Origin of the sequence: Arthrobacter sp. Soc17.1.1.1, from assembly GCF_036867195.1 — a bacterium.
Taxonomy (GTDB): domain Bacteria; phylum Actinomycetota; class Actinomycetes; order Actinomycetales; family Micrococcaceae; genus Arthrobacter_D.
Genome location: NZ_JBAJII010000001.1, coordinates 806,171 through 818,240 on the forward strand (window position 1 = coordinate 806,171; position 12,070 = coordinate 818,240).

Annotated in this window: 10 protein-coding genes; 6 read left to right on the forward strand and 4 right to left on the reverse strand. The window is 69.6% G+C overall.

Going from position 1 to position 12,070, the window contains the following annotated elements:
- On the reverse strand, positions 1-1,686 hold the full coding sequence (locus V6S67_RS03765) for an amidohydrolase (RefSeq protein ID WP_334208970.1): 1,686 nt from the start codon (positions 1,684-1,686) through the stop codon (positions 1-3).
- Positions 1,687-1,798: 112 nt separating this feature from the next.
- On the opposite strand from V6S67_RS03765, the gene V6S67_RS03770 reads away from it, so the two are divergent.
- Complete coding sequence (locus V6S67_RS03770; protein ID WP_334208971.1) at positions 1,799-3,007, forward strand: PucR family transcriptional regulator; 1,209 nt, start codon at positions 1,799-1,801, stop codon at positions 3,005-3,007.
- A gap of 24 nt (positions 3,008-3,031) precedes the next feature.
- Here V6S67_RS03770 and V6S67_RS03775 read toward each other — a convergent pair whose 3' ends face one another.
- Positions 3,032-4,159, reverse strand: coding sequence for a hypothetical protein (locus V6S67_RS03775; protein ID WP_334208972.1), 1,128 nt, complete (start codon positions 4,157-4,159; stop codon positions 3,032-3,034).
- 107 nt (positions 4,160-4,266) lie between these two features.
- Positions 4,267-5,301: a LacI family DNA-binding transcriptional regulator gene (locus V6S67_RS03780; protein WP_334208973.1), complete on the reverse strand. Its 1,035-nt coding sequence runs from the start codon at positions 5,299-5,301 to the stop codon at positions 4,267-4,269.
- Positions 5,302-5,516: 215 nt separating this feature from the next.
- On the opposite strand from V6S67_RS03780, the gene V6S67_RS03785 reads away from it, so the two are divergent.
- Genes V6S67_RS03785 through V6S67_RS03805 form a run of 5 tightly spaced genes read left to right on the forward strand, consistent with a single transcriptional unit; the run spans position 5,517 to position 11,022 of the window.
- Complete coding sequence (locus V6S67_RS03785) at positions 5,517-6,770, forward strand: M20 family metallo-hydrolase (protein WP_334208974.1); 1,254 nt, start codon at positions 5,517-5,519, stop codon at positions 6,768-6,770.
- 55 nt (positions 6,771-6,825) lie between these two features.
- On the forward strand, positions 6,826-7,581 hold the full coding sequence (locus tag V6S67_RS03790; protein ID WP_334208975.1) for a DUF5058 family protein: 756 nt from the start codon (positions 6,826-6,828) through the stop codon (positions 7,579-7,581).
- 27 nt (positions 7,582-7,608) lie between these two features.
- Entirely contained in the window at positions 7,609-8,337 is a 729-nt protein-coding gene (locus V6S67_RS03795; protein WP_334208976.1) for a hypothetical protein, read from the forward strand.
- 31 nt (positions 8,338-8,368) lie between these two features.
- Positions 8,369-9,604 carry an amidohydrolase gene (locus V6S67_RS03800; protein WP_334208977.1) on the forward strand — a complete coding sequence of 412 codons (1,236 nt, stop codon included), beginning with the start codon at positions 8,369-8,371 and terminating at the stop codon, positions 9,602-9,604.
- A complete protein-coding gene (locus V6S67_RS03805) occupies positions 9,601-11,022 on the forward strand; it encodes an amidase (RefSeq protein ID WP_334208978.1) in 1,422 nt (473 codons plus the stop codon). Before V6S67_RS03800 ends, V6S67_RS03805 begins: the two co-directional genes overlap by 4 nt.
- On the opposite strand, the gene V6S67_RS03810 is transcribed toward V6S67_RS03805, so the two are convergent.
- On the reverse strand, positions 11,019-12,068 hold the full coding sequence (locus V6S67_RS03810; RefSeq protein ID WP_334208979.1) for an Lrp/AsnC family transcriptional regulator: 1,050 nt from the start codon (positions 12,066-12,068) through the stop codon (positions 11,019-11,021). The two genes, V6S67_RS03805 and V6S67_RS03810, sit on opposite strands and share 4 nt — an antisense overlap.
- Positions 12,069-12,070: the final 2 nt, after the last annotated feature.

Below are 12,070 nucleotides of genomic sequence, written 5' to 3' on the forward strand. Positions count from 1 at the left end.
TCAGGCTTCCTGGTCGGAGGGGTGCGTTGCGGTGGCAGGGACGGGGACGGCCGTCCGGGAATCGAGGAACGCGTCGCCGAAGACGCACGCGCCGCCGAGGACGGTGGCGAGGACCTCGATGGCGCCGATGCGCTCCGGGTCCACGTGGGCGGGGTGGTCGGAGAGGACGACGAAGTCGGCGAGCTTGCCGGGCTCGAGGGTGCCGCGGCGCTGCTCGTCCCCGGCGGCCCACGCCGCGTCGACGGTGTAGGCGCGGAGGGCCGCCTCAGCATCGACGCGTTCGTCGGGGCCGATCACGGCGCCCGAGGAGGTGCGGCGCTGAACCATGGACTGCATGCCGAGCAGGGGAGCGCCGCTGGCGACGGGGCGGTCCGAACTGCCGGGCACGCGTACGCCGGAGGCGAGGAACGAGCGGTGGCGGTAGACCCACGGTTCGCGGTCCGGGCCGACGGCGGCGGCCATCGTGTCGCCCACCTCGTACAGGAAGTGCGGCTGCGGGACGGGCGTGATCCCGAGCTCCGCGAACCGGTCCAGCTGGTCGGGGCGCACCATGCCCGCGTGCTCGATCCGATGGCGGACGTCCGGCCGGGGCAGTTCCTGCTGCGCCGCCGCGAACGCGTCGAGGGCGACGTCGACGGCGGAGTCGCCGATGGCGTGTGCCGCGACGGTCCAGCCCGAGTGGTGCGCCGCGATGATGCGGCGGGTCAGCTCCTCGATGGAGAGCTGGAAGGCGCCGGTCCCGTGGGCGTGGTCGCAGAACGGTTCGGTGACGGCCGCGGTACGCCCGATCAGCGAACCGTCCACGAAGATCTTCATCGCGCCGATCCGCACGGCGTCGTCGCCGAACCCCGTGGAGATCCCGAGGTCCAGGCCGAAGTCGATGCGGTCGTCGCCGTGCGACGTGACCGGGTGCAGGGCGTCGCTGGCGACCATGAGCTGCACGCGCGTCTTCAGCGCGCCCTGCCGGCGGGCGAGCGTGTAGGCGGCGAGTTCGACGGGGCTGCGTCCGATCAGCCCGCCGCCGATGCCCGCTTCCACCACATGCGTCAGGCCCTCGGACGCGTACACCTCGCTGGCCGCTGCGATGGCGTCCGCCAGGTCCGCGACGGGATAGGGCAGGACGAGGGCGGTGACGAGCTGCTGGGCCCGTTCCTCCAGCAGGCCCGTTGGGCCGTCGGTGTCCGTCACCACCTTCCCGCCCTCCGGCGTCGCGGCCGTGCCGTCGAGGATGCCGGCCAGCTCGAGGGCGAGGGAGTTCACCGAGCACATGTGGCCGGAACGGTGCTTCAGCCAGACCGGGCGTCCCGGGGCTGCGGCGTCCAGCAGCGTGCGGTGCGGGTGGGCGCCGAGGACGGTGTCGTCGTACCCGGAACCGACGAGCCACTGGCCCTCGTCGAGGACCGCCGCGAAATCCCGCACTGCTGCGGACACCTCGTCGAGGGTGCGGCAGCCGCTGAGGTCGAGCTCCTGCAGCGACTGCCCGAACCACGCCATGTGGTTGTGGGAATCTCCAAACCCAGGGACGACGACGGCCTGATCCAGGTCGATCGTGCGCCGGGCCGGGAGGTCGGAGACGTCGTCGTCGAACCCGACGATGCTGCCGTTGAGGATGCCCATCGCGTGGGCCGTGGGCCGGTCCTCGTTCACGGTGGAGAGTCGGGCGTTCGTGATCAGGAGATCGAGCATGGAGGTCCCTGGGGTGGAGAGGCGGCCGTGGTGACGAGTCCTACCAGTGTGGTCCCCGTCACCTGCGCCCACAATGGGAGGATGGCACCGCCTCCAGCCGTAGAATGGGCATATGCCCAACGAGGTCGAACAGTCGCAGAATGGCCCCTCTCGATCGGTCCTCTCCGAGGTCGTCACACGCTGCCTCGCGGACATCGACGGCATCACCGAGCGGTTCCTCATCGATGTGCAGGACATCGACGGCTACGCGGGCTCGTCGGTGCAGGACAAGGACCTGCGGGAGACGGCCGTCGCCTCGATGGAGCTGCTCCTGCGGATCGTGGGCGACCTGCCCGTCCCCGAACGTCTTGCAGGGATCTCGGAGGCGCTGGGCCACCGCCGCGCCAACCAGGGTGTCCCGCTGGAATCCCTGCTGCGGGCCGTCCGCATGGACTTCCGGATCCTCTGGACGGACATGCTGGCCCGGGTCCCGGCCGAATCCCTGTCCGACTTCACGCAGGACGCCGTCCGCGTATGGGAGGCCGTGGAGTTCCACACCACCCGGGTACATGCCGGCTACATGGACGAACTGGCGTCCATGGCCCACGAGAAGGAGCAGCAGCGCGCATTCCTCCTGTCGAGGCTCCTGTCCTCGGACGGGCGGGACTCGCAGTTGCTCGGTCAGGCCGCTCGGGCGTTGGGAGTGACCTCCTCGGGTGCGTTCGTCGTGGCCGTCGGTGCGGAGAGCGCGCGCAAGGAGTTCCGGGCCGGCGTCGCCCGCGCGCAGGCCGAGGACTACCTGCACGAGCGCGACGGTGCCCTGATCCTCATCCTCGAGGACCGGCGTCCGCCGTCCGGCAGGGCGGGTTCGGCGGTGCCGGCCTGGCTGACCAGACTCCGGTGCTTCGTGGCTCCCGTGGCGGAGTCCCTGGCGGAGGTCCCGAAGATGGTCCGTGTGGCGCTCGAGGCGGTGGCCGTCCTCGACCTGGCCGCACCCGGGCACCAGACGGTCCGCCAGGCCTGGGGTCCGGTGGCGGCCGAACGGCTCGGTGAGTTCGGCGAGGTGCTCGCGGAGGCAGTGCTCGCACCGTTGGCACGCATCCCGGCCGCGGAGCAGGACCGTCTCGTGGAGACCGTCCTCGCCTACGCGCGGACCGGGTCGGTCTCCCTCGCCGCGCAGCAGCTGTACTGCCACCGGAACACGGTGCTCAACCGGCTGGCCCGCGTGCACCAGCTCACCGGATACGACCCGGCCGTCCACACGGATGCCGCCACGCTCATGACGGCGCTGCAGTGCAGAGCGCAGCAGCAGCAGCAGCCGGGGGACCTGTTCGGCCGGTGACGCTCCGCCGTCGCTCGCTGCTGCCTAGCGGGCCACGAGTTCGAACGGCGACGACGGCGCCCCGGTCCACCGGAACAGGTCGAGAACCGCGGTCTGCCGGGTGACGCCGTCCTCGACAGCGCGGCCCTGGGTGGCGATGTAGAAGTAGCCGTTGCCGAGGGACTCCAGGCCGACGTCGGCGGTGAAGTTCCAGCCGCGGATGCCGGTGGGCTCGTGGTGCAGGCCCTGCTCGAGCAGCGGCAGCAGGAGGCCTTCCTCATAGGCGGGCTGGCCCTCGATGGCGCCGCGGACGGGACGGGAGGAGCCATCGATGGCGAAGAGCGAGTAGTTGGGGAACTGCGGTTTCACGCCCTTGTAGACGCCGAGGAGCCAGGTGTGGGTGAAGGCGTCGTAGTCGAGGTTCTGCACCCCGTAGGTGGTGTTGCCGGTGCGGACGAAGTACTTGCCGTCGGGGGTTGCCGGTCCGCTGGTGTGCGGGGCTTCCTGGGTGAGGGGCTGCTCGTACTTCCTCCAGCGCGTGACGTCGTACTGCAGGAGCACCTGGTGGTCGTTGTCCGTGCGCTCGGTGTTGGAGTAGATGCCGTAGGCGACCGTGAGGAGCTGCTTGCCGTTCTTCCAACCGAACGCGGGGCCGAAGGTGACGCCGTCGATCCCGCTGCTGCCGTACCGGTGGTCCGGGGTGTCGGCGATGGTGCCGTCGAAGACGCCGTCGCCGTCCATGTCCGCGGTGAAGTCCTGCACCACCTCGTCGAGGTGGACGGCGGTGACGATGCCGTCCGTCTCGGCGTCCATGTCCATGCCGGTGATGCGGTCGACGTCGAAGATGGCGATGTAGAAGGACTCGGCCTCCTTGTACTCGAGGGACCCGTAGACGCGACCGTCCTTCTCGTTGAAGTCGAGGTCGCCGAGGTGCCCGGTGAAACCGGTGACGGTGCCGAGCACGGTTCCCTCGAGGTCGGTCTTCACGAGCATCGTGGTGAAGGAGTAGTAGACCACCTCGTTCGCGGCGTCCACGGCGATGCCCTGCACGTGCCCGGCGGGCCAGGCGCCGCCGTTCACCGTGGCGGGGAAGTCCTCTACGGCGGGTTTTGCGGAGCCGGTCACGAGGACTGCGGACAGGAGGACGGACAGGACGCGGACGATGGCCTTCATGGAAGCTCCTGGTCAGGCAGCGGTGGTGTCACCTCCACGCTGTCGACGCCGGGCCACGGGGGCGTGGCGCGGATGGAACCGGAAGGTGAACAGCCCGCGAAGTCGCGCTAGGCCCGCAGGGCAGGGGTGGTCGCCCGCACCACGAGTTCCGGCGGCAGCAGCACGTCCTGCGTGGCTTCACCCCTCAGGGTCCTCAGGAGGGCATCCACGCTCAGTGCTCCCATCGCCCTGAGATCACTCCGCACGGAGGTGAGGGGGACGGGAAGCGTGGCAGCCAGGTCGAGATCGTTGTATCCGATGAGCGCCACGTCCTCGCCGACCCGCTTCCCGGCGTCGCGGATGGCCCCCATGGCGCCGAGGGCTAGGAGGTCGTGGACGGCGAAGACGGCCGTCGGTGGATCGGGTAGCCGCATGAGCTGGTTGCCCGCCTCCAGCCCCGAGGGCGTGCTGAACGTCGACTGTACGACGGAGGAATCGGGCAGGGGGTGGCCGGCGGCTTCGAAGGCCCGGCGGAAACCGAGGGTGCGCTCGCGGCCCGTACTCGCCAGCTGGTCCCCGGCGATGACGCCGACCCGACGGTGTCCGAGGCCGAGCAGGTGCTCGGCGGCGAGCTGCCCGCCACGGTAGTCGTCCGTGGTGACGGACAGGTGCCCCTCGAGCTTGCGCATGACGAGCACGTAGGGGACGCCGCGGGCCCGGAGCTCATGGGCGGCGGTGTCCCCGATGTGGGAATCGCCGATGATGACGCCGTCGATCCGCCGCGAGAGCATCGCGTCCAGGCGCACACGGCGGTGCTCCGGGTCGTCCAGGGTGTTGGCGACGACGGTCCCGTAGCCGGCAGCACCGGCCGCGGCGTCGATGCTCTCGTAGATCGACGCGAGCACGAGGTCGGTCAGGCGGGGCACGAGGACCCCGATCAACCGGGACGACCCGGTCCGGAGCCCCGCCGCACCGACATCGCGCCGGTAGCCGAGGGCAGCCGCGAGGTCGCGTACCCGCCGCACGGTGTCGGTGCTGATACCGGCCGGGTCGTCACTCAGCGCGCGCGACGCCGTGGAGACATGGACCTGCGCGTGGCGTGCGACGGTCGTGAGCGTCACGCGGGGTGCCCGTGCCGGCTGCCCGCTGGGATCTTCCTTCATCGCCCTGAGTCTAGGACTGCAACGGCTCCGCGTGTCGCCCTTCGCCGGATCTTCGCAAAGGTTTGCGCCGGGCACAGCGTGAAAGGCGCGGTGCAGCTTTCACCTCGCGGAAACATTGACGAAACCCGGCGCCTGTAGTGTGATGAGCACCACATCCGCCCCGCTGATCTTCCTGCAGCGGAGTGCGCAAACGATTGCACGAAGGACTGATGTTCATGTCCCAGACGATCTTCTCCGAGACCCTCGACCGGATCCGTACCGGCGTGGCGGAGCTCTCCTCCTTCCGCGCCGGCGACCGTCCGGGCTGGACCCGGGAGGTGTTCAGCGAGCCGTACAGGGCGTCGCGGGACTGGACAGTCGCCCGCATGCGTGAAGCAGGACTCGAGGTCGGGACGGACGCCGCCGGCAACATCGTGGGCCGCCTGGCGGGTCGCACGCCGTCCGCTCCGGCGCTCGTCACCGGGTCGCATACCGACACGGTGGACGGCGGCGGGCGTTTCGACGGCATCGTCGGCGTCCTCGGATCCATCGAGGCCGCCCGGCTACTACAGGAATCCGGGAGGCAGCTCGAACGGGACCTGCTGGTGGTCGACTTCCTCGGCGAGGAATCGAACGTCTTCGGCCTCAGCTGCCTCGGGAGCCGCTCCGCGGCGCAGGAACTGACGCCGTCGGACCTCGACCGGCGCGACTACCGCGGCATCACGCTCGGACAGGCGTACACCGACTACGGGCTCGACCCCTCCCGGCTGCTGGACGTCCCCTGGGCGAAGGACCCCCTGCACGCCTTCGTGGAGCTGCACATCGAGCAGGGCCCCACCCTCGAGAAGCGGGGTCTTCCACTGGGCGTCGTCACCGCCATCACCGGGATCGAGCGCTTCATCGCCACCTTCGCCGGGTCTGCCGATCATGCGGGAACCACCTCGATGGAGGACCGCCGGGACGCCATGATCGCCGCCGCCGAGGCCGTCCTCGCGGTGCGCGCCGAAGGCTGCGGGGCGCCCACACACGGCGTCGCGACATCGACCCGCGTGGAATCGGAATCCCGGTCACCGAACGTGGTGCCGTCCCTCGTCCGCATGTACAGCGAGGTCCGCAGCGTCGACTCCTCCTGGCTGTCCGGCGTCAAGGGACGCCTCACGGCGGAGATCGCCGCGAAGGCGACCGATCTCGGCGTCGACGTCGGCTTCGAGTGGTCGACGGACAACACCGTGGTCCAGGCGGACCGGGGCGTGCAGGATGTCGCGGGCGCAGCCGCCGACGCCCTCGGGCTGCCGTGGATGCCGATCCCCAGCGGGGCCACGCACGACGCCGTGCACATGGCCTCCCTCGCACCCATGGGCATGATCTTCATCCCCTCCAAGAACGGCAAGAGCCATTGCCCCGAGGAGTGGAGCAGTACGGAGGACATCGCCACCGGCGTGAGCGCGCTCGTCGCGACCCTCCGACGGCTCGACGGCACCGATACCTGACCGACCGACTGACCGGCTCTTCGACCCCCACCCGCCCCTGCCGACCGGAGTTCCCATGAAAACTGCACTGACTCCCGAGGGACTGTCCACGGACATCCTTGCGATCGCCAACCTGCCCGTCCTCTGGATCCTCGCCCTCGGGGTCTTCGGCGCCATCATCGTCCAGTCGCTGATCTACATGAAGGCCGCGAAGAAGGCCGGACCCGCGGCGGACATCTCACCGGAGGAGCTGCGGACGTCCTTCCGCGCAGGTGCCATCGCCGCGATCGGGCCGTCGCTGGCCGTGGTGCTGGTCAGCATCGCCCTCCTCACGCTGTTCGGCACGCCGGCCGTGCTGGTGCGGATCGGCCTCGTCGGCTCGGCCGCCACCGAATCGGCCTCCGCGAGCCTCGCTGCCGGCACCATGGGCGCCACCCTCGGCGGACCCGACTACACGCAGGCGGTGTTCGTGGTCGCCTTCATGGCCATGAGCCTCTCCGGCGCCGGCTGGATGCTCGCGACGCTCGTGCTGACACCGATTCTGCGCAGGGGCGACACGAAGCTGCGGCGCGTCAATCCCGCCCTGATGGCCATCGTGCCGGCTGCCGCCCTCATCGGGGCCTTCGCAAGCCTCGGTATCGCCGAGCTCGGCAAGACACCGGTCCACATCCTCTCGGTCATCGTCTCGGCCGTCACCATGGCCGTGTGCATCGTCCTCGCGAACAGGACCTCCGCGACCTGGCTGAGGGAGTGGGGCCTCGGCATCTCGATCATCGTCGGGCTGTTCGCCGCCTACATCGCCCACACCTCCGGCATGGCCCCCGCCGCCTAGGCAGTACCTCACCCGAAAGGAACCACCATGTCTGCTGCAGATACTGCCGTCACCTCCTCCGCATCGCTCGCCGAATTCGACCGCACCACCTCCCGCTGGGGCCAGCTCACCATGGGCACCGCCCTCCTCCTCTCCCTCGCCGCGCCCCTGTACCTCGTCTTCTTCACGGACCTGGGCATCACCGCCGGGATGATCTGGACGGCCTATCTCGCCGTCGCCGCAGCGTTCTTCGTGCTCTGGTTCGTGGAACCCATCACCTACTACCCGGTGCTCGGCCCCGCCGCGATGTACCAGGCGTTCATGATCGGCAACATCGCCAACAAACTCCTGCCCTCGGCCCTCGTGGCACAGGCGGCCGTCGGAGCGAAAGCCGGCACCAAGCGCGGCGAGTTCGCGGCCCTCATGGCCATCTGCGGCGCGGCGATGGTCCACGTCGTCTCGATGCTCGTGTTCGTCGGGGTCCTCGGGACCTGGCTGGTCAGCATCATCCCCACCGACATCGTCGACGTGGCGCGGCTCTACATCTTCCCGGCGATCATCGGCGGCGTCCTCGTCCAGCTGATCGTCACCATGAAGCAGCCCCGCGTGACCGTGATCGCCGTCGTCGTCGCCGTGGTGGTGCTCTTCGTCCTGGTGCCGGCGGTTCCCGCACTCGCCAAGCCGGCCACCGGCGTCGTCGTCCTGATCACCGCCGTGCTGGCCTGGTTCCTCCGCTCGCGCAAGGCGACCGCCACGCCCACCACCCTCGTCAACTAGGCTCCCAGACAGACCCGCCCGAAAGGACACCATGACCATCGACACCGCCGTCTTCGACCTCTCCGACGCCGACACCACCGCCATGCATGAGCTGTACCAGCACCTCCACGCCCACCCCGAGCTCTCCATGCAGGAGACGCACACGGCGGCGTTCATCCTCGAGAAACTGAACCACCTCGGCCTGGAGACCTTTCTGTGCGGGGGGACCGGCGTCGTCGGGATCCTGCGCAACGGTGACGGCCCGGTGGTCGGCTACCGCGCCGACACGGATGGCCTGCCCATCGCGGAGGACACCGGCCTCGCCTACGCCAGCACGACGGCGGGCAATCTCGCCGACGGCACCGACGTCCCCGTGATGCACGGCTGCGGCCACGACACCCACATGACCGTGGGCCTCACCGCCGCCCAGCTGCTGGCAGAGAGCCGCGAGGCATGGTCCGGCACGGTGGTCTTCATCTTCCAGCCCGGCGAGGAGACCGGCGAGGGCGCGGAGGCGATGGTCGAGGACGGCCTGTGGGACAAGGCGCCGAAGCCGTCGATCATCTACGGGCAGCACGTGTGGCCGGGACTCGCCGGCACCGTGAACATCAGCAAGGGCACCGCCATGGCGATGGCCGACTCCTGGAAGGTGACCGTGCACGGCAAGCAGGCGCACGGCTCGCAGCCGGAGCAGTCGATCGACCCGATCGTGCTCGGCGCCCACATGGTGGTCCGCATCCAGACGATCGTCTCGCGCGAGGTGCACCCCATGAAGTCCGCTGTCGTCACGATCGGCACCTTCCACGGCGGGCTGAAGGAGAACATCATCCCGGCGTCGGCGGAGTTCACGCTCAACGTGCGGACGTTCGACGTCGACGTGCGCGAGCGCGTCCTCGGCTCGCTGCGGCGGATCATCAGCGCGGAAGCCGCGGCGTCGGGAGCGCCGGAGCCGGTGATCGAGCAGATCACGAATTTCCCCCAGTGCTACAACGACCCTGCCTCGACGGAGGATCTGATGGCGGTTCTCGGCGAGGTGCTGGGGGAGGATGCCGTCATCGAGTCCCCGCCGGTGATGGGCAGCGAGGACTTCGGTCTCCTTGCCGAGGCCATCGGTGTACCGAGCGTCTACTGGTTCTTCGGTGGACACCCGCAGGAACTGCTCGACGGCGACGACCCCGTACCGGGAAACCACTCGCCGTACTTCGCGCCGGCGATCGAGCCGACGCTCTCCACCGGAGTCCGGGCCGCCATGACGGCCCTGCTGTCGAAGGTCGGGACCACCGCGTGACCGGTGCGCTCTCCGACCTGTCCGCCGTCGAACTGACGGGGGCCATCCGCCGTCGGGAGGTGTCCGCACGGGAGGCACTCGAGGCGCACTTCGACCGCATCGACGCCGTCAACGGCCCGATCAACGCCGTCGTCACCGAGGACCGCGAGGGCGCCGCAGCGCTCGCAGATGCGGCCGACGAGTTGACGGCGTCGAGCGCCGACCTCCCGCCGCTGCACGGTCTGCCGATGACGCATAAGGACACGCACAACACCAGGGGACTGCGCACCACGCAGGGATCGACGGTGTTCAAGGACTTCGTGCCGACGTTCGACGACCTGATCATCGGCCGCCTGAAGAGCGCCGGAGTGGTGACGACGGGCAAGACGAACGTGCCTGAGTTCGCCGCCGGCTCGCACACCTTCAACGAGGTGTTCGGGACGACGGTCAATCCGTACGACACCACGCGCAGTGCCGGCGGCAGCAGCGGGGGAGTGGCGGCATCGATCGCCGCCCGCATCCAGCCGCTGGGCGACGGCAGCGACATGGGCGGCTCGCTGCGCATCCCCGCGTCGTTCTGCAACGTGGTCGGGTACCGGCCGTCGATCGGCGTCGTCCCCGCCGTGCCGACGCGCAACGCCTGGGCGTGGCTCGGCCGGAACGGGCTGATGGCGCGTGATGTCGAGGACATCGCGCTGGGGATGACGGCGATCGCCGGTGCCGACCCGGCGGTTCCGTACGCCTACCCCGTGCCGGGCTCGTTCGCAGCCCCGCTGCAGCGGGACCTGACCGGGATGCGCATCGGCTGGTCACCCGATTTCGGGGTGGGCGTGCCGGTGGACCGTGAGGTACTGCGGGTCCTCGAGGGACAGCTGCAGGTCTTCGCCGACCTCGGTGCGATCGTCGAGGAGGCCGCGCCGGACCTGCGCGACGCCGACCAGGTGTTCGGTACGACGCGCGCCTTCGACTTCGTGCTGGGCCTCGGCGAGCTCGTGCGGAAGCACGGCGATGCGATCAAACCCGAGATCCGCTGGAACGTGGAGCAGGGTCTGCAGCTCACGGCGCAGGACATGGTCGACGCCGCCCTCGCCCGGACGCGGCTCGACACCAGCGTGCGGCGCTACTTCGGGACCTACGACGTCTTCGCGAGCCCGACGGCGCAGGTTCTCCCGTTCGACGCCACCGAGCGGTATCCGACGTCGGTCAACGGCGTGGAGTTCGAGACGTACCTGGACTGGATGCGTTCCGCCTGCCTGATCTCGGCGACCGGGCTGCCTGCCGTCTCGGTGCCGGCCGGCTTCAGCGAGGGTGGCCTGCCGGTCGGGCTGCAGCTCGCGATGCCGCACGGCAGCGACGTCGAACTCCTGCAGGTCGCGTATGCGTTCGAGCAGGCGACGGGGTGGGCGAAGCGGGCGCCGGAGCTGGAGGGCTTCCGCTAGCGCCGGAGCAGACCCTCGACCTGGTTCCCGATCAGCACCCCGTCCCGGTCCATCCAGTAACGCCGCAGGACACTCAGTCCCACGCAGGTATCCATGGACTGGACTCCCGGCAGTGCCCCGATCTCCTCGGTGATGAAGTGGGCCAGTTCTGCAGGCCCGGAGAAGACGCCGTTGTAGATGACCGATGCCTTGCCGGTGACCATCGACACCATGCGGGCCGATTTCTGCGTGCTCAGCTCGTCCAGCACGGTGGCGATGGATCGGGGCTTGAGCTGGAGGGAGATGATGGCGTTGAGGGGGAACCCGGCAGCTGCGGGTTCGACTTCGACACGTGGTGACACGGCGCCGCTGCCCAGCAGAAGCTGCATCCCCCGGTAGGCCGACGAGTTGCTGATGCCGAGCTGTCGAGCGGCCTCGGCCGCGGAGATCCGGGCATTCCCGCCAAGCTCCGCCATGATCCGCACTTCCACGTCGCTCAGGTCCTCGAGCCCGCCGATCGGTGGCCTGTTCACGGGGACGACGTACGTCTGTAGCGCAGCCTGCTGCTCGCTGGACAGGCGCTGCAGGCGCCATGACTGTCCCACCCGCTGGGATTCGAGGACCAGCTGGCTCTCCGTCGAGGCCACCCCGGGGATCGACGGAATGGTCCGGGTGAGGAGCTCGTCGATATCGGTCCCGTGCAGGGGGAAGAGATCCGCATAGATGTCGGCACTCCCGGTCGTGAGCAGGAGGAACTGGATCTCCGGGATCGCTTTCAGCGCCACGGCGACGTCGCGCGCCCTGCCGGGGGTGCACCTGAACCACAGCTGCCGGGGATTCCCCGAGGTGACGAGCGGCCAGGCGAAGCGCCCGATGACCCTCACCAGTCGGTCGCGCTGGAGGCGGTTGAGCCGACGCGTGATGGTGCTCGTGGGTTCGTCGAGTATCTCGGCGAGGGCGTTCGCCGGCACCCGGGGTGCGTGCTGCAAGGCGGCAACGATATCGAGATCGGTCTCGTCCATCGCGGCGGGGCGGCTCGAGGGCTGCAGGGTGGGTGCTGCGGTCATGA